Here is a 23,339-nt window from a genome sequence, read left to right as displayed (position 1 = left end):
AACTGCCCCTTTTCACGTGAAAAGGGGCAGTTTTACGTCTGCTCGGCGGAAGAAGCTACTCCTGGAAGCGGTACCCCATCCCCGCCTCGGTCAGCAGGTGCACCGGATGCGACGGATCATTCTCGAGCTTGCGACGCAGCTGCGCCAGATAGACCCGCAGATAGTGGGTTTCCTTCGCGTAGGCCGGTCCCCACACTTCACGTAGCAGTTCTTCACGGCCCACCAACTTGCCGCGGTTGCGCACCAGCATCTCCAGCATGCCCCACTCGGTGGGGGTCAGGTGCACCTCGTGGTTGTTCTTGGTCACCTTCTTGGACGCGAGATCGACGGTGAACGAGGAGGTTTCGATGACGGGCTCATCGGTTTCGGACGCCGCCGCGCCGCGGCGCACCGCGGCGCGCAGCCGGGCCAGGAACTCGTCCATACCAAAGGGTTTGGTGACGTAGTCATCGGCGCCGGCATCGAGCGCCTCGACCTTGTCGGACGAGTCGGTGCGTGCCGAGAGCACGATCACCGGTGCCGACAGCCAACCGCGAAGGCCGGCCAGCACCTCGATGCCCGACATGTCGGGCAGGCCGAGATCGAGCACGATCACATCGGGCCGGTGATCGGCGGCGGAGCGCAGGCCCTGCCCGCCGTTGGTGGCGGTGTCGACCTCGTAGCCGCGCACCGACAGGTTGATCCGCAGCGCACGGAGGATCTGCGGTTCGTCGTCGATCACCAGGACGCGGGTCTTGGCGGGATTGGTGGATGTCATGCTGATTCGTCCTTCGGCGGTGCAGCAAGGTCGATTTCGACGGTCAGGCCACCGCCGGGGGTATCGGTCGCAGAGATGGTCCCGCCCATGGCTTCGACGAAGCCGCGGGCAACGGACAGGCCCAGCCCGACGCCGATGCTGGTGTTGTGATCGCCGAGGCGCTGGAACGGCGCGAACAGTTGTTCCTCGGCCCCGCGCGGCATTCCGGGCCCCTCGTCGATCACCGCGATCAGTACCCGGTCGGCCACCTGCCCGGCGCTGACCCGGATCGGCCCGTCAGGGGCGTACCGCAGGGCGTTGTCGATCAGATTGGCCAGCACCCGCTCCAGCAGCCCGGCGTCGGCCATCGCGACGGCATCACCGACCTCGACCTTCACCCGGTCCAGACCCTCACGGGTGAATCCGGTGGCACCCTTGCTGATTCCCAGCAGCGCGCGCTGCGTCGTCTCCTCCAGGTACACCCGGCGCAGCTCGGGGCGGACCACTCCGGCAGACAGCCGCGAGGAGTCCAGCAGGTTGCCGACGAGCGCGGTGAGTGCGTCGACGGATTCCTCGATGGTGGCCAGTAGTTCAGCGGTGTCCTCGTCCGAGAAGTCGATGTCCTCGCTGCGCAGGCTGCTGGCCGCCGCCTTGGCCGCGGCCAGCGGGGTGCGCAGGTCATGGCTGACCGCGGAGAGCAGCGAGCGGCGCAGTTCATCGGCCTGCGCGATGGCCTCGGCCTTGCCGGCCTCCTCGGTGAGCTCGCGCTGTTTGACCAGTCCGGCAGCCTGTTTGGCGACGGCGCTCAGCACGCGGCGATCCCGCGCGGCCAGTTTGCGTCCCGACATCAGCAGCCAGAACTCGTCGTCCCCGACTTCGATCGCGGTGTCGGCGGTGTCCACGTCGGCACACGGCTTGGTGCCGACGCAGGCCACGATCTCTGCGGTCCCATTGTGTTCCCGCAGCAGGCTCACCGCCCGTTGGGAGTACGTCTCCTGCAGCCGTTCCAGCAGGGTGGTCAGGTCGGCACCGCGCAGCACCGACCCGGCGAACAGCGTCAACAGCTCGGCTTCCTGCGAGGCCTTCCTGGCTTCGCGGGCCCGGCTCGCGGCGCCGTCGACCAGCGCCGCGACCGCCACCGCGACCAACAGCAGCACGACGACGGTGACCGCGCTGTCGGGTTCGGAGATGGTGAACGTGTGACGCGGGTCGACCAGGAAGTAGTTCAGCAGCAGCCCGGACAGCAGGGCTGACAGTCCGGCAGGTGCGACGCCGCCGAGGAGTGCGACGATCAGCACGCCGATGAAGAACAGGGCGCTTTCGCCGCTGACCCCGAGGTAGGGGTCCAGCAGGGTCACGATCGCCACGCAGATGGCCGACGGAACCACAAGGCTGGCAAGCCAGGACGCGATGTGGCGCTGCCGTGGGGTGGCCGTCGACCAGCCGAAGCCGCGGCGGGCCTGCTCATGGGTCACCATGTGCACGTCGATCTTGCCGGAGTGCTGCACCACGGCGGCACCGATGCCCTCGTCGAACATCCGGGCCCACCGGGACCGCCTCGACGTGCCGAGCACCAACTGGGTGGCGTTGCGTTCGCGCGCGAAATCCAGTAGCGCCGTGGGTACGTCGTCTCCGACGACGGTGTGCAGGGTGGCACCCAGGCTCAGGGCCAGCTCTCGCACCTTGCCCATCTGGGGGGCCGAGACACCCGACAGTCCGTCCCCGCGAACGACGTGCACCACCATGAGTTCGGCACTTGATTTCGAGGCGATGCGGGATGCCCTGCGCACCAGCGTTTCCGACTCGCTGCCGCCGGTGACGGCGACCACCACGCGTTCGCGGGCTTCCCAGGTGTCGGTGATCTTGTTGTCGGCGCGGTACTTGGCCAGTGCGGCGTCGACCTGGTCGGCCAGCCACAGCAGAGCCAGTTCTCGCAGCGCGGTGAGGTTTCCGCGCCGGAAGTAGTTCGACAGGGCCGCGTCGACACGTTCGGGTGCGTACACGTTGCCGTGGGACAGCCTGCGGCGCAGCGCCTCCGGGGTGATGTCGACCAGCTCGATCTGGTCGGCTGCCCGGACCACCTCGTCGGGAACCTTCTCCTGCTGCTCGATTCCGGTGATCTGGGTGACCACATCGTTGAGGCTTTCCAGGTGCTGGACGTTGACGGTCGTGATCACGGTGATCCCGGCGTCGAGCAGTTCCTCGACGTCTTGCCAGCGCTTGGGGTTCTTGCTGCCCGGGGTGTTGGTGTGGGCGAGCTCGTCGACCAACACCACCTGCGGATGGCGGGCCAGCACCGCAGCTACGTCGAGTTCGGGGAACTGGCCTCCCCGGTACTCGACGTAGCGCGGCGGAATGGTCTCGATGCCGTCGAGCAGATCGGCGGTTTTCTTGCGCCCGTGCGTTTCGACCACCGCGGCAACCACGTCGGTGCCGCGTTCGAGCCTGCGGTGCGCCTCGCCGAGCATCGCGTAGGTCTTGCCCACGCCGGGAGCTGCACCCAGATATATGCGCAGCTCTCCGCGTTTGGCGGGGCCGGACGACGGCGTATTCACAAGACCATCATCCTCGTGCCTACAGGGAGTCGAGGGCGATGTTGAGTTCCAGCACGTTGACCCGCGGTTCGCCGAAGAAGCCCAGGGTGCGACCGTCGGTGTGCTGGGCCACCATGGAGCGCACCAGCTCGGGGTTGAGACCGCGGGCCTTGGCCACTCGGTTGACCTGCAGATCCGCGTAGGAAACCGAGATGTGCGGGTCCAGTCCGCTACCGCTCGCGGTCACCGCATCGGCCGGCACCGCGGGGTCAGCAGGCGCGCTGCCGCGGATCGGCACGATCAGACCGGCGCTGTAGTCCTCGCCCACCTTTGCGCACTCGACGCGGACGCCCTCATAGGTGTTGAGGAACGGCGTCTTCGTGGTGTCGCACGGTTCGTTGACGCTGACCACCTGAGTCGGGTGCAGGACGTTTCCGCGGGCGTCTCGCGGCCCGATCACCGACAGCACCGCGCCGACGCCGCCTCCGGTGCAGAACGGGCGGGCGCCGTCGACGCCGTCGAGCTCGCCGACGGCGGCGCTGCGTGAGCACACCTGGGTGAGCAGGCTCGGCTTGTCCGGCGCATCGACGACGCTTTCCGGGCCGAGGTTGCTCGCGCTGGTGGCCATGGGGTCATACCCGTCACCGGCCATCGACGGACGGCTCTGGAAGTAGCGGGGCAGGGGATTGCCGTCGGCATCGGTGAAGGACTGACCGATCAGGCTGCTGCCCACCGGCTTTCCGCTCATCTCGATCAGCGATCCGTCGGCCCGGTCGCGCAGTCCCGGGATCTGGGCCACCAGCCAGATGAAGACCGGATAGCCGATACCCAGGATCACCGTGAGCACTAGCAGGGCCCGCAGGGCGGCTGCATGTTGGCGAAGCAGGTTGGAGAATTTCATGTCACATTCCCGGGAAGAGTTGGACCACCAAGTCGATCAACTTGATGCCGATGAACGGTGCGATGATGCCGCCGAGGCCGTACACGTAGAGATTGCGGCTCAACAGCTTGGACGCACTGCTGGGGGTGTACCGAACACCCTTGAGTGCCAACGGGATCAGCGCCACGATGATGATCGCGTTGAAGATCACCGCGGACAGGATCGCCGATTGCGGGCTGTGCAGCCGCATGATGTTCAGCAGATCCAGGCCGGGGAACAGCGCCACGAACAACGCCGGGATGATCGCGAAGTACTTCGCGATGTCGTTGGCGATCGAGAAGGTGGTCAGTGCCCCGCGGGTAATCAGCAACTGCTTGCCGATCTCGACGATCTCGATGAGCTTGGTCGGGTCGGAGTCGAGATCGACCATGTTTCCGGCCTCTTTGGCCGCCGAGGTGCCGCTGTTCATCGCGACGCCGACGTCGGCCTGGGCCAGGGCGGGCGCGTCGTTGGTGCCGTCACCGGTCATGGCGACGAGCTTGCCGCCGGCCTGCTCCTTCTTGATCAGCGCCATCTTGTCCTCGGGCGTGGCCTCGGCGAGGAAGTCGTCCACACCGGCCTCGTCGGCGATGGCCTTGGCAGTCAACGGATTGTCTCCGGTGATCATCACGGTGCGGATGCCCATGCGGCGCATCTCGTCGAACCGTTCCCGCATGCCCTGCTTGACGACATCCTTGAGGTGGATGACGCCGAGCACTTCGGCCTTGCCGTCGACCACATGACCGACCGCCAGTGGTGTGCCGCCGGCGGCGGAGATCCCGTCGACGATATCGCCGAGTTCGGTTGGTACCCGGCCGCCTTCGGAGCGGATCCACTCGGCGACCGCGCCCGTGGCGCCCTTGCGCAGGCGATGGTCACCGGACAGGTCGACACCGGACATCCTGGTGTTGGCGCTGAACTCCACCCAGTGCGCGTGGTCGAGTTCACCGGGTGTGCGGCCGCGTAATCCGTACTCCTGCTTGGCGAACACGACGATCGATCGGCCCTCGGGGGTCTCGTCGGCCAGGCTGGACAGTTGCGCGGCGTCGGCGAGCTGCTCGGGCGTCACGCCGGTCAGCGGGACGAACGCGGCGGCCTGGCGGTTGCCGAGGGTGATGGTGCCGGTCTTGTCGAGCAGCAGGGTGTTGACGTCGCCGGCGGCCTCGACGGCGCGGCCGGACATGGCCAGCACGTTGCGCTGCACCAGCCGGTCCATGCCGGCGATGCCGATCGCCGAGAGCAGGGCGCCGATGGTGGTGGGGATCAGGCACACCAGCAGCGACACCATGACGATGCCCGAGATGCCGTTTCCGTTGAGCGCCAGGGTGTCTGCGACGCCCGGGTTGTTGACCTTGGAGAAGATGGCCAGCGGCTGCAGGGTCGCGACGGCGAAGACGAAGATGATCGTCAACGAGGCCAGCAGGATGTTGAGCGCGATCTCGTTGGGGGTCTTCTGCCGGTTGGCGCCCTCGACGAGGTTGATCATCCGGTCGATGAAGCTCTCGCCGGGCTTCTGGGTGATCTGCACGACGATGCGGTCACTCAACACCGTGGTGCCGCCGGTGACGGCGCTCCGGTCGCCACCGGACTCCCGGATGACGGGGGCCGATTCACCGGTGATCGCCGATTCATCCACCGAGGCAATGCCTTCCACGACATCGCCGTCTCCGGGGATGACCTGGCCGGCCTCGACCACGACGACATCGCCCTGCTGCAGCAGCGGCGCGGCGACCTCCTCTTCGCGGCCGGGATTACCCGGGGCCCAGCCCGTCAGCCGGCGGGCCATGGTGGACGTCTTGGTCTTCCGGAGCGACTCGGCCTGGGCCTTGCCGCGCCCCTCGGCGACGGCCTCGGCCAGGTTGGCGAAGATGACCGTCAGCCACAGCCAGATGACGATCAGCCCGGAGAACCAGGATGGGTTGAGGACGGCCAGGATGGTGCTCCAGACCGCGCCGATCTCGACGATGAACATGACGGGGTTGCGCCACAGCGTGCGTGGGTTGAGCTTGCGCAGCGCATCGGGCGTCGACTTCCACAGCATCTTCGGGTCCAGCAGGCCGCCCTTGATTCGCGTGGAACCAGTGGGTTTCGACTGAGCGGCGGACGGTGAATCGAGGGTAGGTACTGACATCAGTGAATTCCTTCAGCAAGGGGCCCGAGCGCAAGCATGGGCAAGAAGGTGAGGGCGACCAGGATCAGCGTGACGCCGGCGACCATGCCGACGAACTGGGGTCGATGGGTGGGCAACGTGCCGATGGATTCGGGCGTCTTGCCCTGTTTGGCCAGTGATCCGGCCAGTGCCAGCACGAAGATGATCGGCAGGAATCGGCCGAACACCATCGCGAGGCCGAGGGCGGTGTTGTACCACTCGGTGTTGACGCTGATACCGGCGAAGGCGGAACCGTTGTTGTTGGAGGCTGAAGTGAAGGCGTACAGCACTTCCGACAGACCGTGTGGTCCGGTGTTGAGCATGCCTGCCCGTTGACCGGGCATGGCCATCGCCACCGCAGTGCCGGTCAGCACGAGCAACGGTGTGATCAGGAAATACGTTGCGGCTAGCTTGATCTCCCGCGGGGTGATCTTCTTGCCCAGGTATTCCGGGGTGCGGCCGACCATCAGCCCAGCGACGAACACCGTGATGATCGCCAGCACCAACATGCCGTAGAGGCCGGAGCCCACACCGCCGGGAGCCACCTCACCGAGCTGCATGTTGAACATCGTGATCATGCCGCCGAGGCTGGTGTACGAATCGTGGAACGAGTCCACCGCACCGGTCGACGTCAGCGTGGTCGCATCCGCGAACACCGCCGAGTTGGCGATGCCGAACCGCTGTTCGACGCCTTCCATCGCGGCGCCGGTGGCGGTGGGGACGGTGCCATGGGCCTGCAACTGGAACAGCATCATCAGGCTGACGCTGACAGTGGCGATGACCGCCATCGCGGCGGCGATGGCGTAACCCTGCTTCGGGCTGCCGACCATGCGGCCGAAGGTCCGCGGCAACGAGAACGGGATCATCAGGATCAGGAAGATCTCCACCCAGTTGGTCCAGGTGGTGGGGTTCTCGAACGGGTGCGCGGAGTTGGCGTTGTAGAAGCCGCCGCCGTTGGTACCGAGCAGCTTGATGACTTCCTGGCTGGCGACCGGGCCACCCGGGATGGTCTGGGTGCCGCCGACGAGCGTGTTGACGACCTCACTGTGCAGGGCGAAGTTCTGGATGGCGCCTCCGCCGACCAGGATCAGCGCGCCGACGACCGAAATCGGCAGCAGGATACGCAGGTTGCCGCGCACCAGGTCGACCCAGAAGTTGCCGAGCTCACCGGTGTTGCGCCGGACCAGGCCACGAACGAAGGCCATCGCCACGGCCATGCCGACTGCGGCTGAGACGAAGTTTTGCACCGCCAGGCCGGCCATCTGCACCAGGTGGCCCTGGGTGGATTCACCCGAATATGCCTGCCAGTTCGTGTTGGTGACGAAGCTGATGGCGGTGTTCCAGGCCAGCGCCGGTGTCATCGGGGTGCCTGGATCGTTCAGGTGCAGCGGCAGCTTGCCTTGCACCAGCTGCAAGATGAACAGGAACAGGACGCTGATGGCCGAGAAGGCCAGCACGCTGCGGGCGTAGGCGCCCCAGGTCTGTTCGGCCTTCGGATCGGCGCCGATCAGCCGGTAGATGACGCGTTCGGCACGTGAGTGCTTTTCGGTCGTGTAGACGCGGTACATGTAGTCGCCGAGCGGCACATGGACAGCCGCGACCGCGACGATGAGAACGACGAGGAAAACGATCCCCGCGGTTGTAGTAGTCACTAGAACCTCTCCGGAAACAGCAGCGCCGCGAAGAGAAACAGCGCGATCAGGATCGCCAGGCCCAGGCCGACGACGTTTTCGTAGCTCACAGTCCCTCGACCAACTTCTGCACCAGGCCCAGCAGCGCAAAGATCGCCACTGTCAGCACGATGAACACCACTACGGACATGGGTTCTCCAACACGTTTTTGGGGCCGCCGGATCTCGGCGACTGATCAAGCGTCCGTCTGTTGCGGTCGGCCGGCGACGATCTTTATGTCTTTTTTACGCTCGGCTGCCGGACCTTTACGGGTTCTTTCCCGGGGACCGTCCAGGCCCTCGTCAACGGCGTAAAGATGGCGTCAACAGCGCCGGGTTGCGGCGTAGGAAATGCGTAATCGCCGTCGAATTCCCGCGGCGCAGGTTCCTACCGTGTGCCGAGAGTGTCGCCGCGTGAAGGAGCTGGAGCCATCGACAATCCATCGTTGTGGGGAACGGCGGCCTGGGGCCAGCTGATTGCGATCGCTGTCCTCGTCGTATTTCTGCATGTCCCGCTGGGTAACTACATCGCGGCGGTGTACACCGCACGCACCGATTGGCGGGTGGAGCGGCTGATCTACCGTCTGGTCGGGGTGCAGCCGGACGGTCAGCAACGTTGGACGGGCTACCTGAGCGCGGTCCTGGCATTTTCAGCGGTCAGTGTTCTGCTGCTGTACGGGCTGTTGCTTTTTCAGGTGCATTTGCCCGAACCGTGGGGCCATAAAGGGATGACGCCGGCATTAGCGTTCAATACGGCAATTTCATTTACGACCAATACCAGTTGGCAGAACTACCCGGGCGAGGCGACTCTCGGTCACGTCGGTCTGGTGGCGGGCCTCGGTGTTCAGGCCTTTGCGAGCCTCGCGGTCGGCATGTGCGTTGCGGTGGTATTGATCCGCGGGCTGGGACAGTATCAGAACCAGGAGATCGGCAACTTCTGGGTGGATCTGGTGCGCACTGTGGTCCGGATCCTGCTGCCGCTGTCGGTGATCGTCACGCTGATCCTGCTGGCCCTCGGTGTCGTCAACAACATCCATGGCGCCCAGGACGTTTCGACCATCGCCGGCGGCAGCCAGACGTTGCTCGGTGGTCCGGTGGCCACGTGGGAGTCGATCAAGTTGATGTCGGGTGACGGTGGTGGCGCCTTCAACGTCAACAGTGCGCATCCCTTCGAAAACCCGACACCGTTGACCAACGTCGTGGAAATCGTTGCGATGCTGCTGATCCCGGTGGCGTTCCTGCGGACCTTCGGGGTGATGGTCGGGGACCGCAGGCAGGGTTGGGCGCTCTTCGCCGTCGTCGCATCGCTGTACGTGCTGGCGACGGTGGCACTGGTCGCGGCGACGTCGGTGCCGCACGGCACCGTCGTAGATGCGGTGGGTGCGCCGGTGGAGGGCACCGAGATGCGGTTCGGTGTGCCCGGGAGCGCGACATTCGGCCAGGCGGCCACGGCGACCGGGGACGGCGCCGCGAACTCGTCGTACGACAGTTTCGCCAGCCTCGGGGGCGCGGTGCTGATGCTGAACATGATGCTCGGCGAGGTGGCCCCCGGTGGTGCCGGCAGCGGCCTGTACGGCCTGGTGATGATGGTGCTGCTGGCGGTGTTCCTCGGCGGGCTGATGGTCGGTACGACGCCCGAATACCTCAAACAGCGCCTGCAGGCCAGGCACATGAAGCTCGTCAGCCTGTACCTCCTGGCCCTGCCGATCGCGGTCCTGGTCGGCACCGCGATCGCCATGGCGCTGCCCGGCCAGCGCGCGGCGATGCTCAACTCCGGGCCGCACGGGCTCTCCGAGGTGCTGTACGCCTTCACCAGTTCGGCGGCCAACAACGGCAGTGGCTTCGCCGGGTTCAGCGGGAACACCACCTGGTTCAACGTCGCGCTGGCGATCGCGATGGTGATCGGCCGCTTTCTGCCGATCATCGCGGTCCTGGCCATCGCCGGGACTTTCGCCGCGCAACGTCCCGGTGTCGTCACCGCCGGCACGTTGCGGACCCACACGCCGACCTTCGTCGTGCTGACCCTGGCCACCACCCTGCTGCTCGTCGGATTGGAGTTCCTGCCGGCGCTCGTGGTCGGTCCGGTCGCCGACGCGCTGCAGTGATCAAGGCCGCGTCAAGGTTGGGCCCCAAGGTGTCAAGAGATCGCAAAGAGCCTGGTGGCCGGTGCTCCGATTGCGAGATCGTCGGAGGATGGCCACTGGCAGCGGGCCAGGGCCGCGTTTGAGGAAGAACAAGTTCCCGGTGACTCTCTCGGATTTCCTGATGCACGTGTGGTCCGCACAGACACCCCGCGCCCGCGCGGCCGTGAGCGGAGCCGATGTCTTCCGAACTCCCGCGGCCGATCGTCGGGGCGAGGACCTGGTGCGCTACCAGAACTACCGCAGAGCATTCCGCACGGCGGAGGTGCCCCTGCCTGCCGCGGTTCTGGGCAATAGCGCGATGGCCAAGTGGGCGAGGGATCAGCAGGTGAGTATCGATGTGCGTTCAGGAGCCGACATAGCGGGCGTGGTCGCGGCAAGCATTCCGCTCTCGCATGTCACGGTCTTCGCCGATGGACTCCGTGAGCCGGAGTTGCGTGCGGCGGCCAACCTCGGGTTCGGCCACATCGTGGTCGGCACGGTTCAGCAGATTGAGATCCTGAGATCGGTTGTCGTGCAAAAGCAGGACGTAGTCATCCGGATGTCCGACGCGAGCGTGACCATGCGCGCGCTGACCGGTGCCGTACCGTGCGGCTTCAGATTCGACAGCAACGAGTCAGACGCCGCGATGGCGGCAGTCGTCGGGCACGACAGGCTGAATCTGGTTGGGCTGCATTGTGACATCGGTACCGGTGACGACGATTTCATCAGCTACCCGGCCGCGATCGGGCAGATGATCGCCGAGATGACCCAGGTCCGTCACGACCACGGTGTCCTGCTCACCCGTCTCGGGCTCGGCTGCGGCCGGATCATCCCACCCGTGACATGGGCGGCTGAATTGCAGCGGATCGCCACAGAGATCGACGAGTCGCTCGACGATGCCTGCGGAACGCTGAGATTCCCGAGGCCGTTGGTGGTTCTTTCCACCTCCGTCGCGATCGGGGGACTGAGCGCAGCGTGACCACCTATTACGTCGAGCAGCCCCAGGCGTTGCTCGACGAGTCCGTGGTACTGAGGCGTTGTGCGTTGTGGCGCAGCGCTTTCAAAGGATCGTCGGTAAGCTACCCCGCTGGGCTGCTCAGCTTCGAACCGGTCGCGGAGTGGATACGCCGCCACCGTGTCACCGTCGATGTCCTGACCGCAGCGGAGCTCAACCTGGCCCTCGCATCGGGTATCCGGTCGTCGCAACTCGTGATGCACCCGCGCAACGCGGCCGCGATAGCGAGCGCCGGGATGGGGCAGGCCGCGCGGCTTGTCGTGGACTCCGATCAGCAGGCCGCAGCCCTCGCCCGCGGCGCGCAGCGGCGTGAGCACGTGCTCGTGTGTGCGGGCCCTGGAATACCTGCTGTGGTCGCCGAGGTGCTGAAGCACCGTCAGCTTGACCTCGTGGGTCTGCACTGCACGCCGGACCCGGCGCATGATCCGATCGGGCTCGGGGCATTGCGATCGGCGCTTGCCGACATGGCCGTGATCAGGCGCAGCCATTCGGTACTGCTGAGCCGGATCAGCCTGGCGGGCATGGACGGTGGCCTGTTCGGTCTGCATCCGTGGGCGCTGCGCCGGGTCGCCGATGCGCTCGGTGAGGTGCTTGAAGAGCAATGTGCGCGCTACCGCTTCCCGCGGCCGGCGCTGACCGTGGCCCCGTCCGTTCACGCATTGTTGCCGCGGGATATCAACGCCGCGTGAATGTTTCGTCCAGTCGCGTCAAGACCCCGCAAATATCCTGGCCCAGCCATGGTGGCAGCGGAAGGCTCGAAGCAGGCGCCTGCGGCACTCGGCCGCGGCGCGGTGAAGAAGAGGTTCTGGTGACACTGACGACAGGGTTGTGGTCCACATCGACGGCGATGCCGCCGCGCTCGCCCGAGCACGAGGCGATGCACCGGTGCGCCACGTGGTGTCGCTCGCTTGATCCCGTTGAGCTGGCCCTGCCGGCCGGGGCGCTGCGGGACAACAGCGTGGCCAGATGGGCTCGCGATCACGGTCTGGCCGTCGAGGTGCGCAGCAGCGGAGATCTGGCGGCGGCGATCGGGACGGGTATCCATCCGATGCGCCTGGTGGTGCACGCCGACGGGTTCGACGGTGACGAACTGGTGTTCTGTAGCGCCAACCTCGGGGTGGGCCGGGTGGTGGCCAACAGCGTCGAGCAGGTTCATCTGCTGGTCTCCTGTGCCGTGCGGCACCGTCGGCAGCGGGTGATCCTCGGTGCGACGGCTGCCGACACCGTGAGCGCGGTCCTGAACGGGCCTCGGCTCGACCTTGTCGGTGTATATCGCGAAATCGGTTCGGGTGAGGACTGTTTCACCGGTTTTCCGGATGCGGTCGGTGAACTGATCGCGCAGATGGCTGACATTCGCCGGACACACGCTGTCGTGCTCACTCGGGTGTGGATCGGCGGCGGTGGGTTCGACTTCACCACGGGCCCCGATGACCTGTCCGAGCTGGGGCGATCCATTGAGATGACACTCGATGATGCCTGCGCGACGCTGCGTTTCCCGCGGCCGGTGGTGGTCATCTCGGCTGGGCTGGGCGGATCTCGCTAGGCCGGAACCGAACAAACCTGTACAGCGGCCCTGCACCGGACATAAATTGAGCCGTGGGCTCCAATCGGCCCCAGGGTCGGCACCACGTCCAGTCAGCGCCGCAAGGGCCGCTGCGGATCCTCGTTGTCGGCGCCGGGGTGGGTGGCATCTCCATCGCTCGCGGATTGTTGCGGGACGGTCATGACGTCGCGGTGTTCGAGCAGCGCCCTGAGGTGCGGGCCGGTGGCGGCGCCGTCACCATCTGGTCCAACGGCGAAACTGTGCTACGCCAGCTCGGCGTCGGGATGAAGGGCGCCGGTCAGGAGCTGTCCACCGTGCGGGTGATGACGTCGACGGGACGCCCGATGACCACCCTGGACGTGACCGCGATCGTGAATCGGATGGGCGCGCCGGTTCGAATGGTTCCACGCCGGGTGCTCCTCGAACGCCTGCTGGAAGGTTTTCCGGCCCAACGGATTCGGTGCAATTCCCAGGTGGTCGGGGTCGCAAACGGTAGCCGTGGGGTGCGGGTCGATTTCGCCGACGGCAGTTGTGCCGAAGGAGATCTGGTGATCGGCGCCGACGGCCTGCACTCCAAGGTTCGCGAGATCGTCGGCGCACGGCACGCGGAGCCGACGGGCTGGTGCAGTTGGCAAGGACTGGCCACGCTCCCGGACGGCGCGGATCGGCGCGTCGCCTTCGTCATCGTCGGGGAGCGCGGGAACCTCGGCCTGTGGCCGGCCGGAGGCACCGAGGTGCAGTGGTGGTTCGATCTGCCGTGGTCGCCGGACTTTGTCAGGCCGGAACGCCCGATCGAGGTGATCCGCGCCAATTTCACCGGGTGGTCCGATTTGGTCGATCGCGTGCTCGCGACGTTGACCGACGCTGATCTGGCCCGCTCGCCCTATCCGCATTTCCGCCATCCCATCCCCGGGCCGGGCCACGGCGCGTTGACGTTGTTGGGCGATGCGGCCCACACGATGCCGCCGACGCTGGCGCAGGGAACCAACCAGGCGTTGCTCGACACGATGGTGTTGTGCAAGGCCATTTCGGATTTCCGCCGGGGTGCCAACGGCGATCTGCTCGGCGCGCTGCGCTGGTACGAGAAGACGCGCCACCGCCGGGTCGCAGCGGTGTCCCGGGTGGCCTCGTTGCAGGTGTCGCACGGTGAGGCCGTGCTGCGGCCGGCGGCGATGGTGCCGGACCGGGCCATGACCTGGGTGTTGGCGACGTTCCTGCGGGCGGTGAGCCACCGCCGGATGGCTGCGGAGATCAACCGGGGCCTCGCCGCCGCGACCACCGCCGGCAGTGATGAACATGCCCGCTGAGGCCGTACGGGTGCGGGGTGCGATCGATGCGCCGTCGAACCGGCTGTGGCTCGTCAAATGGTGTGTGCTGGCCGTGCCGCACTACCCGATCCTCATCGGCCTCTACCTGGTGTACCCGCTGGTGGTGCTCGCCGCGGGTATCGCGATCCTGTTCACCGGCCGGTATCCGCGTGTCCTGTTCGATTTCAACGTCGGAGTGCTGCGCTGGTCGTGGCGGGTGATGAATTACCGGTTCCCGATGAACACCACCGACAGGTACCCGCCGTTCACCCTCAAACCCCAGCCCGACTATCCGGGCGATCTCCAGGTCGACTATCCCGAACAGCTCTCCAGAGGGGCGGTGCTGGTCAAGTGGTGGCTGCTGGCGCTGCCGCAGATCATCATGTGCTGGGCGATGGAGGCTCCGCTGCAAGTACTTTGCGTCATCTCCGCGGTGCGGCTGCTAGTCCGGGGGACGGTCTCGCAGAGCATGTTCGACCTCCTGATGGGAATCGTGCGATGGCGTTACCGGGTCGCCGTGTACGTGTCGCTGATGAGGGACGAATACCCACCGTTTCGAATGGATCTGGGGGGCCTGGATTGAGGCGTCGTAATCCGTTGTTCCCGTACGTGTATCGGTTCGGCATGCCGGTGTTCGACCGGCTGTTCTATCGCCGGTACCGTCGGGAGGCGATGAGCCATGCCACGGGCCGCTTGCTGTTGGTGGGGCTCGGTCCGGGAACCGATCTGCTGTTCCTGCCTGCCGCGGTGACCTCAGTGGCAGCGGTGGAGCCGGATGCGGCGATGCGGCGGATGGCGTGTGCCCTGGCCCGGCGCCACGGTGTCGACGCCGATGTCGTAGACGGATCGGGTGAATCGATTCCTTTTCCGGACAACAGTTTCGACTCGGTCCACGTCGGTCTGGTGTTGTGTTCGGTTGACGATGTGGCGGCCACGCTCGCCGAGATCCGGCGCGTGCTGGCGCCCGATGGCCGGTTGGTGGTGCTCGAGCATGTGCGTGGTGAAGGCTTGATGGGGCGGTTCCAGGACCTGATCGCGGGACCGTGGTCGTGGTTGTCGTCGGGCTGCGAGCCGAACCGCCGCACCGTCGACGCCATCGCCGCAGCGGGATTCGACACCAGCGGCCTGCGCAGCACCCGCCGGACGTTGGTGCCGCCGCCGTGCACGCCCCATCTGCGGGGAGTCGCGACTATTCGACGCTGACGGCCTCGATGATGTTGAGCCGCGCGGCCCGTCGCGCCGGCGGCAACGACCCCAGCAGGCTGATCGCCAGTGCGCCGAGAGTGAAGACCAGCGCCATCGGACTCGGCCGGAACGTGACGTTGAAATTCATGATGTCCCCGCTGACCAGGCTGAACAGCCATTGATCGACGAGCCCGATCAGCAACCCCAGGACTCCGCCCACGATGCCGATGGCCGCTGCCTCGGCCAGCACCATGGCCAACGTGTAGCGGCGGCTGGATCCCATCGCCCGCAGGACCCCGATCTCACGGCGCCGCTCGAGCACCGACAGTGTCAGTGTGTTCAGCAGCGCGACGGCGGCGACGAACACCACGATGATCCACACGGCATTGGCGATCAGCATGCTCTGGTGCAGCGGCGCCTCGAGGCCGGCCAGCGCGGTCCGGCCGTCGTAGGTGTAGTTCGGCGCGGGCACCACAGCTCGGACGTCGGCCAGGAGCCGGTCGCGATTGGTGCCCTCGGCCGCGGTGACCTGCAGTGTCGTCGCGCCCGGCCGGTCGAACCACGCGCGCATCTGATCGAGGCTCATCCCGACGGTGCCGATCACCGTCGAGAAGTAGGGCACCAGGGCCAGCACCGTCGTGCGCTGCGGGCCGTGCGGGGTCTGCAACTCCAGTTCGTCACCCACCCGGACGTCGAGCGTCTTCCCCAGGTTCTGCGAGAGCACCACGCCGCGGCCGGCCAGCGCGTCGGTGCGGACCCGGTCATCGAGGGCGCGGAAGAGGGCGTCGTGGCTGCCGGCGGCGAATCCGTCGAGCATGACGCGGGTGCCGCCGACGACGGCGAAACCCAGGGCCCCTTCGGTGACCGTCGCGACCCCGGGCACCCCGGCCACCTTCTCGGAAAGACCTTGCGGCAGTAGGCCGGTGGGGTACTGGTCTGGCGAATTGGCACTCACCCAGACATCGACGTCGGCGACCGGCGCGAAGACGTCACGCGCCGACCGGATCATGTCGTTGTTCGTCCCGGTGATCACCACGGTCGTGACGACGGCGATCAGCACGGTCATCACGGTCGCCCACACGCGCCGAGGGGCACGTTCGACCGTCGCCGCGGCCAGGGCGCCGGCCGAGCCGAACAGGCGTGCCACGGCGGCGGTGGCCTTGACGATGGGCCCGGCGAGCGCGAAACCGAGCGCGATCTGCGCGGTGAACAACGCGGCGATGGCCACGAACGCCAGGGATCCCGGTTGGTAGAACACGATCAGGATTGACGCGGCCAGCGCCGCCACGGCCGCGATTCCGACGGTGACGCGCAGCCAGCGCGGAACGTTGTCCGCGGCCGAAACCCCGACCGGGGCCAGCGCCTCGATGGGCGAGACCTTGTACACCTGCCGGGCCGCCATCGCCGACGCCGCCACACTGGTCAATGCGGTGGCGGCGATGGCCACCGGGATCGCGTAGCTGGGCAGCCAGTACTCGATGCGGGCTTCGAGGCCCTGCGTCACCGTCGGTGGAAGCCGGCCGATCGCCATGCGGCCCAGTGCTATTCCGAGCAGGGAGCCGACGGTGCCGCCGATCAGCCCGAGGATCGTCGCCTCGGCGAGCATGTCGCGGACGATGGTCGCGCGCCGGCCTCCGATGGCGCGCAGCATCGAGATGACCGGGCGGCGTTGAGCGATCGCCATGGTCATCGTCGTGTAGATCAGGAACGCGCCGACCACCAGCGCGACCGCCGCGCCCATCAACGCCATGTAGTTCATCAACTTGACGCCGTCTCCGGCCCGGGCGGCCCGCAGGCTCGGCGCGGCGACGATGGCCCGGCCGTTCACGGCCGCGGTGACCTGGTCGCGAACCGTGTTGAGGTCGGCACCCGGTGTGGTGGTGATCAGGATCGAGTCGAGCTGCCCTTGTCGGCCAGTGACGTTCTGCGCCAACGGAAGTGGAGCCAGCACGTAGTGGCCGCCGTTGAGGTCTGCGAGTTGCTTGCCCTCAAGGACCTCGGCGACGGTCACCGATCCCGAGCCGAGTTGGAACGTCTCGCCTTTCGCGTGACCGACGGCGGGTCCGACGCGGACACCCTCGGCTGTGCCGGACGGCGCGGCAACCTGCACCCCGACCGCATCTTTGAGGGCGCCTTCCAGTGCGCGGCTGCGGTCGTCGGCGCCGAACAGCAGCACCGGCTCGGTCGCGGTGGGCGCGGACATCCGGATCATCGGTGCGGCGGTGGCGACGCCCGGAACCTTGGCGACGTCGGCCAGGACGGAGTCGGGGAATCCCGCGTCGGTGACGCCCGATACTTCGAGCGCAGCGATGCCGGCGACTCCGTCGGCGAGCCGGTTCACCGACCCGGTGATCGACCCGAAGATGCCGAGGATCGCGACGAGATACATTGCCGACACTGCCATTACGGCGATCGAGGCGATTGTGCGCCGCCGGTGCACGGTGAGTTCGCGCAGGCTGAACACCCGGAGCCGACTCGCTGCGGCAGCTATCGCGGAGGGGTGTCTGGGATGCTCCTCGCGTGCGCGGTGCGTCACCCCGGAACCACTGACATCTCGTCGGAGCCGAGCCGGCCGTCCTGCAGGGTGATCACCCGATCAGTGGCCGCCGCCGCGTCGGCGTTGTGGGTCACCATCACCACCAACCGACCCCGGCCCTCCTCGTGGGAGACCTCGCCCAGCAGGCTCAAGATCGCCGCGCCGGTGGTCGAATCGAGATTGCCGGTGGGTTCGTCGGCGAGGATCAGCGGCGGGTCCATCATCATGGCCCGGGCCACCGCGACACGTTGCATCTGGCCGCCGGACAGTTCGGACGGCCGGTGCTCGGTCCGATTGCCGAGGCCGACGCGGTCCAGCAGTTCCACGGCCTGCGGTTTGACCTTGCCCAGCCGGACCCCGTCGAGCAGCTTCGGGACGGCCACGTTCTCCCAGGCCGACAGGGTCGGCAACAGGTTGAAGAACTGGAAGACGAAGCCCACCCGGTGGTGACGGAACGCCGACTGCTGCTCGTCGCCCAGCCGGCCGATCTCCTCGCCGTCGAAGGTGATCGAGCCGGAATCGGGGGAGTCCAGCGCGCCCAGCAGATGCAGCAACGTGCTCTTACCTGCGCCTGACGGGCCGATGATCGACACGAATTGCCCGCCGGCCAGGCGCAAGCTGATCTCATCGAGAGCGCGCACTGTCTGACCGCCGACCTTGTACTCGCGCACCACATCGCGCAGTTCGATGGCCAGTTCGGGCATCGCAGCCTCCCGGGCGTCGGGATATGCGCAGCCTACGCCGGGTGGTGTCCCTCATCTGGCCTTATCTGGCCACTCATCTGCGCGAGCGTGCGCATCTGCTGCCGGACACACCTCATTCGACGGCCACGACGTCGCTTTCGACACCAGGGTCGCGTTGTCACGATTTTCACGACCCCGGCGTCGAAACCGGCGTCACCGTGGCGACGAACCGCGCTTTCTGGTCGGTGGCCGGGATGATGCGGGGATTGGTGAGCTGGTACTGGCGGCCGCGGTGCGTCATCCGGGCCGAACGGGCGGACCGCACATTGCGCACCCAATCGGAGTGCTCGCCGTAATTCAGCACGACCGAGACCGACTTGCTGTCGACGAAGGCCATCACCGGGGTCCGGTACGGCTTGCCGGACTTCCGGCCGGTGTGCTCGATGATCGCCATGTACGGCACCCGGGCTGCCCACAATCGCTGCAGCGGGTTGGTGACGTACTTGTTGATGTGGGCGATCACCCGCATCGCCCGTGGTCCAAGTGCTGCCGCGATCCGTTCGGCAACTACGGCAATCGAATTGGCGATACTGCTTGGCATATGCGGCCCCCGTCGCTGTCCCACCCCTGGGACACATTCAACCAAGCTCACCCCCAAGCGCGCGAATGCGGCACCTCCGCGCGGACGTTGCCCCGGCTGATCCTCTGAGCCGTTCAGCCGAACACCCGGCGCTCGAATCGCCGGTGCCGCACCGCCATCAGCTTGATCAGAGCCAGTAGCACCGGGCTGACTTCGTCGGTCAGCGCGGCCCGCTCGTCATCGGTCATCACCGCCAGGGTGCGCGGCCCGTCGAAGGACAACCGACCGCCCCGTTGCGCGGCCTTCTCGACCATGGCCCAGTTGGCGACGGAGACGTGCCGCCGGATCACCGGGAACAACTCACGCTCCTCGTCGGCGATGTGCTCGCGCAGCATGGTGTGCAGCTCTCGGAGTGCGGCCTTCAGCGGGATCGCGGCAATGTTGTGGCCGCCCGACAGCCCAAACGACTTGGCCAAGGCACGTATCCCGTCCAGACGAGGATCCAGCGCCGTGTGGTCTTCGGTCAGTTCGGTCAGGTCCACATCGGTCCCGGCGGAGGCGTTGATCACCGGCCACAACACCTGGTCCTCGAGCCTGTGATGGTGATGGATGGAGTCGCACAGCAGATCGACATATCGCGCCACTGCCTGCGCGCGGTTGGGCGCGCACAGGATGCGGCCCTCGGCGATTTCCTCGGTCAACTCTGCGACGCGGCCGACATCGGTGATCATTGCGCGGTGGGCCAGGGTGATGCCCAGAAGATCAGGAGCGGGGTCGCCGTCGTGGCGTGGCGTGACCCGAATGGAAGTCGTCGGCTGCGTGGGGCTGTTCATACGCCTACCGTGCCGGGTGGCACTTGCGGCGGACTTGGCTTCGGCTTGTGATGTGGGGGCAGTCCCGCTCAGGGGTGGCCGGTGACGACCCGGCGGCCAGGTACGGTGCTACCGATCGCCCCCATAGCCCAATTGGCAGAGGCAGCGGACTTAAAATCCGCACAGTGTCGGTTCGAGTCCGACTGGGGGCACCGTAAAAGTGCTGGTAGCAACGTTATCGACGCGCCAGCTAACCGTCACCCGCCACATTCAGCAGGATCTTGCCGCCACGGAGGAGATGCTGCACCGCGTCCTGGATGCGGTCCAGGGGATACACGGCCGCCACGGGGACAACGAGGGTGCCGTCGGCCACCAGTGGTGCCGCCTCACGAATGACGGGCACCACCTTGTCGCGGTAGTCGAAGTCGCCGACGAAGAACCCGCGGACGGTGAGGTGCTTGCCGACCAGTGTCGAGGTGTCGACCCACATGGGTTCGTCCCTGGCCCACGAATAGCTGACCAACAATCCACCGTCGGAAAGCAATTCGAGCAGCCGCGCCACTCCCGGACCGCCGACGGCTTCGACTGCCAGCGCCACCCGGGCGTCGCCTATCACTGCTCGAACATCGCCGACCGCATCGGGGTCATCGACGTGGACCACGTCGGCCCCGGCTGCGGTGAGCTCGGCGAACGTTGTGTCGTCACGGACCAGGTTGATCGTCTTCAATCCACGAAGTTTGGCCAGCGCGATCAATGACCGTCCCACACCGGAGTTCGCGGCGTTCTGAACCACCCAGTCACCGGGCTGCAGGGGGGTGCATTCACTGAGCATCAACCCTGCTGTCGGGGGATTGCTGCCCAGCATCGAGTACTGCTCGATGCTGCCGCCGGCGGGGAGTGCGAACAGGCCATCGGCGGGTACGACGAGCCGCTCACGCCACGCACCGGCATACAGGGGTAGCACGACCAGGTCGCCGACTTGAAGTCCATCGACCTCGGCGCCGGTGGCAAGCACGCGGGCGACCCCCTCTGCGCCCGGTATGTGGGGCAGGGGTGGTCGCGCCAGCGCGCCGGCGACAACCAGTAGATCGTGTTTGTTCAACGGCGAGACCTCAACGCTCAACAGAACCTCATGCGGACCCGGTGGCGGCGGCTCCTCGATGTCGACAAGGCGCAGCATCTGCGCGGGGTCGCCGAACTGCTCCATCCGGATGGCACGCATGTCGGTTCCTCTCCATCGGAGATCAGGCCGTTGTGTGAGCCTGCCTAATGGATACGCTCTCGGCGGCCCCGCCGGAAGCAATCGGCTTGAACAAGGCGGCAGGTCTGTCGATTTCCCTATTTGGCGCGTCAACGTGTCACGGCCCGCCCAGCGGACTAGTGTTCGGGGCTGTCTCAGTCAATTCTCAGGTTCTCAGGATCGGGGTTGCGCATGGATGTTTCGGTACGCCCGTGGCTCATGACAGGAGTGGCGCTCGTCGGCGCAAGTGCGGTGGCGATGGCACCGATCTCGCCGTCGTGGCCGGCGAAGGACATTCCCGTCGCGCCCGCGGCAATCTCGTCTTCGTCGGAGGTGGCGCTCAACGCCATCGAGATTCCCTACATCCTGACGCTGCCGATCGTCCGGCAGCAGATCCGCAACTGGGCTGAAAACTGGGCGGTCTACCTGCGCGGGCTCGGTCAGGCCGGCATCGGGCTGGCTCAGTCCGTGCTGGCCATCCCCGGCGTCACCGTGGAAATCGTCCAGCAGATCTTCGCCCTCGATTTCGTCGGCGCCTTCGACACTTTCGCCCAGGCGGTCCGTGACTCGGTGATCGCAGTGGGCCAACCGCTGCTGGATTCGGCGATCTGGCGCAACCAGAAGTACCTGGTGGTCGAGGCGGCGCTGTCGGCGGCGTGGCCCCAGGCGGTCATCGACGTGGCCAACGGATTTCTTGCTGCGGGCAGCGGTGTCGCGACTGCGTTCATTCAGGGCACGCAAGACCTCGCCGCTGCCGTCCTGACCTTCGACCTGAGCAATATCGTCGACGCTACTGTCGATGGGACGAGGAATTTCCTGATCTCCCTCGGCGACGGCGCCAGGTCGATCGTCACTGGCATCGAGTCCGCGCAGCTGGGGATCGCTACCGCGCTGGCAACCGCACCGCCACCGGTACCCACGTTCGACACTGCTGACCTGCGTACCCCCGCGTTGGACACAACGCTCGGGCTCTCCGCACCGTTCCGGGCGGTCACGCTCGACACTCCGACGTTGACCGAGAAGCAGCCCGACGTGGTGGACACCCTGACGCTGCCTGAGCCGGAGGACACCCCGAAAAAGCTTGCGGAGGCTGAAGATTCCGCGGTGACGGATAGTCCTGTCGCTGACTCGGCACCGAAGAGACCCGTCCGCGTGGTCAAGGGCGCGGTGAAGCGGGTCGACTACAGCGTCAACCGCCTGAACGACCGGGTAACCGCCGGGGTGAAGAAGGCGGTCGACGAGGCGAAGGCGGTCGGGTTCAAGAAGGCCGTCCACGACAAGAAGGACGAAGGCAAGAAGGACGACGCGAAGCCGGCGTCAGGCGGCAACGCCGAATAGCGCGAATACCTCCGCACCGAACACCAACGGCCACCCGTACTCGGGTGGCCGTTGGGTTTGAGACGGAGTCAGCCTTTGTCGAGCAGCCGCTCGATGTTGTTGACGCCGAAGGGCGCAATGCCGGACTTCTCATCGCTGGCGAGCACGATGAACCCGGGGCCCTGGTGGTTCTTGGTGATCAGCAGGGTCTCGTTGTTCATGCCCACATCGGCGCCCGCCTTCTTCAGCGGCGCGACGATGTCGGTGTTCAACGCGGTAAAGAAGTTCTGGTCCATGTTGTCGGTGTTCCACGCCCGGTAGCCGCGGGGGCTCTTCTCGATCTGGGAGACCTCGGTGTGCCCGCGCACGCCGATCACGGAATCCTTCCAGCCCTTCACGTCCTTGGTGACCTTGTGGTTCTTGACGGCCTGGTCGATGTCGGCGCGGGCCGTGGGGTCGAGCAGGGTCACGTGGACGTGGAGCTGGTTCTGGCCGCGGTTGTCGGCGGAGTTGATGCCCAGCGCCCAGTCCGGGGCCTGGCCCTGGTTGCCTGGCGGCAGAATGCTGGCCTGCTCGAAGGCGTCCTTGAAGTAGTGGGGAGCGTTGGCGTCCAACAGGTTGTCGCATTCGATGCCGGTTTCGCGGGCAGTCGGGATCACCAGCAGGTCGGTGAGCTGGGCCGGCTTATGTCCCTGCCGGACCGCGTAGCCGCGGGACTTGTCCCCGCCGGGGAACACGACGTCGATGGCGCCGTCCTTGTGCTGCGGAGTGGCGTACTTGACGTCCTTCCAGAGCGCGACGTTGTCGTCCTTCTTTCCGCACGGACCGAACTCGACGGCCTGTGCGCCGGCGGTCGGCGCGACGCCGAGTCCGATTGCCGGCACCGCCGCCGCTGCGGCGATGAGAGCGAAGCGGCGGACGAAGCCGATGCGGTTGGTGGTGGTGTTGGTGGTCATGCGGTGTCCCCCTCGGTGGGTGTTGGTGTGTTGAA

At 66.6% G+C, this 23,339-nt stretch carries 20 protein-coding genes and 1 tRNA gene; 9 read left to right on the top strand and 12 right to left on the bottom strand.

Annotated features, from left to right (window positions below; genetic code table 11):
* Positions 1-55 precede the first annotated feature (55 nt).
* The 6 genes from ACZYZ7_RS28080 to ACZYZ7_RS28055 are packed head-to-tail and all read right to left on the bottom strand — an operon-like array spanning position 56 to position 8,079.
* Positions 56-757: a response regulator gene (locus tag ACZYZ7_RS28080; RefSeq protein WP_135457772.1), complete on the bottom strand. Its 702-nt coding sequence runs from the start codon at positions 755-757 to the stop codon at positions 56-58.
* On the bottom strand, positions 754-3,291 hold the full coding sequence (locus tag ACZYZ7_RS28075; protein ID WP_450070137.1) for an ATP-binding protein: 2,538 nt from the start codon (positions 3,289-3,291) through the stop codon (positions 754-756). The genes ACZYZ7_RS28080 and ACZYZ7_RS28075 overlap by 4 nt, the downstream gene beginning before the upstream one ends.
* 19 nt (positions 3,292-3,310) lie before the next feature.
* Positions 3,311-4,171 carry a potassium-transporting ATPase subunit C gene (locus ACZYZ7_RS28070; RefSeq protein WP_450070136.1) on the bottom strand — a complete coding sequence of 287 codons (861 nt, stop codon included), beginning with the start codon at positions 4,169-4,171 and terminating at the stop codon, positions 3,311-3,313.
* Between the two features lies 1 nt (position 4,172).
* Positions 4,173-6,320, bottom strand: a complete 2,148-nt coding sequence (kdpB, locus tag ACZYZ7_RS28065) for a potassium-transporting ATPase subunit KdpB (RefSeq protein WP_450070135.1) — start codon at positions 6,318-6,320, stop codon at positions 4,173-4,175.
* Positions 6,320-7,990, bottom strand: a complete 1,671-nt coding sequence (gene kdpA / locus ACZYZ7_RS28060; protein WP_450070134.1) for a potassium-transporting ATPase subunit KdpA — start codon at positions 7,988-7,990, stop codon at positions 6,320-6,322. Before kdpA (ACZYZ7_RS28060) ends, kdpB begins: the two co-directional genes overlap by 1 nt.
* Positions 7,990-8,079, bottom strand: a complete 90-nt coding sequence (locus tag ACZYZ7_RS28055) for a potassium-transporting ATPase subunit F (protein ID WP_019347277.1) — start codon at positions 8,077-8,079, stop codon at positions 7,990-7,992. Before ACZYZ7_RS28055 ends, kdpA (ACZYZ7_RS28060) begins: the two co-directional genes overlap by 1 nt.
* 359 nt (positions 8,080-8,438) lie before the next feature.
* Between ACZYZ7_RS28055 and kdpA (ACZYZ7_RS28050) the strand changes: the two genes are divergently transcribed.
* The 7 genes from kdpA (ACZYZ7_RS28050) to ACZYZ7_RS28020 all read left to right on the top strand — a co-directional run bounded on the left by kdpA (ACZYZ7_RS28050) (position 8,439) and on the right by ACZYZ7_RS28020 (position 15,198).
* Positions 8,439-10,112 (top strand): potassium-transporting ATPase subunit KdpA, encoded by a 1,674-nt coding sequence (kdpA, locus tag ACZYZ7_RS28050; protein WP_450070172.1) that lies wholly within the window; start codon positions 8,439-8,441, stop codon positions 10,110-10,112.
* 139 nt (positions 10,113-10,251) lie between these two features.
* Positions 10,252-11,109 (top strand): type III PLP-dependent enzyme domain-containing protein, encoded by an 858-nt coding sequence (locus tag ACZYZ7_RS28045; RefSeq protein ID WP_450070133.1) that lies wholly within the window; start codon positions 10,252-10,254, stop codon positions 11,107-11,109.
* A complete protein-coding gene (locus ACZYZ7_RS28040; protein ID WP_450070132.1) occupies positions 11,106-11,834 on the top strand; it encodes a type III PLP-dependent enzyme domain-containing protein in 729 nt (242 codons plus the stop codon). Before ACZYZ7_RS28045 ends, ACZYZ7_RS28040 begins: the two co-directional genes overlap by 4 nt.
* A gap of 119 nt (positions 11,835-11,953) precedes the next feature.
* Positions 11,954-12,688, top strand: coding sequence for a type III PLP-dependent enzyme domain-containing protein (locus tag ACZYZ7_RS28035; protein WP_450070131.1), 735 nt, complete (start codon positions 11,954-11,956; stop codon positions 12,686-12,688).
* 116 nt (positions 12,689-12,804) lie between these two features.
* Complete coding sequence (locus ACZYZ7_RS28030) at positions 12,805-13,995, top strand: FAD-dependent oxidoreductase (RefSeq protein ID WP_450070171.1); 1,191 nt, start codon at positions 12,805-12,807, stop codon at positions 13,993-13,995.
* Positions 13,996-14,005: 10 nt separating this feature from the next.
* Positions 14,006-14,578: a DUF4389 domain-containing protein gene (locus ACZYZ7_RS28025; protein WP_463742257.1), complete on the top strand. Its 573-nt coding sequence runs from the start codon at positions 14,006-14,008 to the stop codon at positions 14,576-14,578.
* Positions 14,575-15,198: a class I SAM-dependent methyltransferase gene (locus ACZYZ7_RS28020; protein WP_450070130.1), complete on the top strand. Its 624-nt coding sequence runs from the start codon at positions 14,575-14,577 to the stop codon at positions 15,196-15,198. Before ACZYZ7_RS28025 ends, ACZYZ7_RS28020 begins: the two co-directional genes overlap by 4 nt.
* Here ACZYZ7_RS28020 and ACZYZ7_RS28015 read toward each other — a convergent pair.
* The 4 genes from ACZYZ7_RS28015 to ACZYZ7_RS28000 form a co-directional block, all read right to left on the bottom strand.
* A complete protein-coding gene (locus ACZYZ7_RS28015) occupies positions 15,185-17,584 on the bottom strand; it encodes an ABC transporter permease (protein WP_450070169.1) in 2,400 nt (799 codons plus the stop codon). The two genes, ACZYZ7_RS28020 and ACZYZ7_RS28015, sit on opposite strands and share 14 nt — an antisense overlap.
* A 128-nt stretch (positions 17,585-17,712) precedes the next feature.
* Entirely contained in the window at positions 17,713-18,420 is a 708-nt protein-coding gene (locus tag ACZYZ7_RS28010; RefSeq protein WP_450070129.1) for an ABC transporter ATP-binding protein, read from the bottom strand.
* Positions 18,421-18,586: 166 nt separating this feature from the next.
* Positions 18,587-19,000 carry a nitroreductase family deazaflavin-dependent oxidoreductase gene (locus ACZYZ7_RS28005; protein WP_450070128.1) on the bottom strand — a complete coding sequence of 138 codons (414 nt, stop codon included), beginning with the start codon at positions 18,998-19,000 and terminating at the stop codon, positions 18,587-18,589.
* A 113-nt stretch (positions 19,001-19,113) separates the two neighbouring features.
* Entirely contained in the window at positions 19,114-19,812 is a 699-nt protein-coding gene (locus ACZYZ7_RS28000; protein ID WP_450070127.1) for a hemerythrin domain-containing protein, read from the bottom strand.
* A 117-nt stretch (positions 19,813-19,929) separates the two neighbouring features.
* On the opposite strand from ACZYZ7_RS28000, the gene ACZYZ7_RS27995 reads away from it, so the two are divergent.
* Positions 19,930-20,003: transfer RNA gene (locus ACZYZ7_RS27995), tRNA-Leu, on the top strand.
* Positions 20,004-20,041: 38 nt separating this feature from the next.
* On the opposite strand, the gene ACZYZ7_RS27990 is transcribed toward ACZYZ7_RS27995, so the two are convergent.
* Positions 20,042-21,013: a zinc-dependent alcohol dehydrogenase family protein gene (locus ACZYZ7_RS27990; RefSeq protein WP_450070126.1), complete on the bottom strand. Its 972-nt coding sequence runs from the start codon at positions 21,011-21,013 to the stop codon at positions 20,042-20,044.
* 237 nt (positions 21,014-21,250) lie between these two features.
* On the opposite strand from ACZYZ7_RS27990, the gene ACZYZ7_RS27985 reads away from it, so the two are divergent.
* Positions 21,251-22,369: a hypothetical protein gene (locus ACZYZ7_RS27985; protein ID WP_450070125.1), complete on the top strand. Its 1,119-nt coding sequence runs from the start codon at positions 21,251-21,253 to the stop codon at positions 22,367-22,369.
* Positions 22,370-22,437: 68 nt separating this feature from the next.
* Here the strand turns inward: ACZYZ7_RS27985 and ACZYZ7_RS27980 are convergent, their stop codons facing one another.
* Positions 22,438-23,304, bottom strand: a complete 867-nt coding sequence (locus tag ACZYZ7_RS27980) for a CDP-diacylglycerol diphosphatase (protein ID WP_450070124.1) — start codon at positions 23,302-23,304, stop codon at positions 22,438-22,440.
* Positions 23,305-23,339 lie beyond the last annotated feature (35 nt).

The organism is Mycobacterium sp. IDUB_17 (genome assembly GCF_055419465.1).
The sequence above is the reverse complement of the archived record's forward strand: the minus strand, read 5'-3'. Positions and strand labels throughout refer to the sequence as shown.

Excerpts from the sequence above, each read along its gene's own strand:
- ACZYZ7_RS28015 (WP_450070169.1), bottom strand. The coding sequence starts at position 17,584 with ATGGCAGTGTCGGCAATGTATCTCGTCGCGATCCTCGGCATCTTCGGG.
- ACZYZ7_RS28000 (WP_450070127.1), bottom strand. The coding sequence starts at position 19,812 with ATGAACAGCCCCACGCAGCCGACGACTTCCATTCGGGTCACGCCACGC.
- ACZYZ7_RS28010 (WP_450070129.1), bottom strand. The coding sequence starts at position 18,420 with ATGCCCGAACTGGCCATCGAACTGCGCGATGTGGTGCGCGAGTACAAG.
- ACZYZ7_RS28080 (WP_135457772.1), bottom strand. The coding sequence starts at position 757 with ATGACATCCACCAATCCCGCCAAGACCCGCGTCCTGGTGATCGACGAC.
- ACZYZ7_RS28005 (WP_450070128.1), bottom strand. The coding sequence starts at position 19,000 with ATGCCAAGCAGTATCGCCAATTCGATTGCCGTAGTTGCCGAACGGATC.
- kdpB (WP_450070135.1), bottom strand. The coding sequence starts at position 6,320 with ATGTCAGTACCTACCCTCGATTCACCGTCCGCCGCTCAGTCGAAACCC.
- ACZYZ7_RS27980 (WP_450070124.1), bottom strand. The coding sequence starts at position 23,304 with ATGACCACCAACACCACCACCAACCGCATCGGCTTCGTCCGCCGCTTC.
- ACZYZ7_RS27990 (WP_450070126.1), bottom strand. The coding sequence starts at position 21,013 with ATGCGTGCCATCCGGATGGAGCAGTTCGGCGACCCCGCGCAGATGCTG.
- ACZYZ7_RS28070 (WP_450070136.1), bottom strand. The coding sequence starts at position 4,171 with ATGAAATTCTCCAACCTGCTTCGCCAACATGCAGCCGCCCTGCGGGCC.
- ACZYZ7_RS27985 (WP_450070125.1), top strand. The coding sequence starts at position 21,251 with ATGACAGGAGTGGCGCTCGTCGGCGCAAGTGCGGTGGCGATGGCACCG.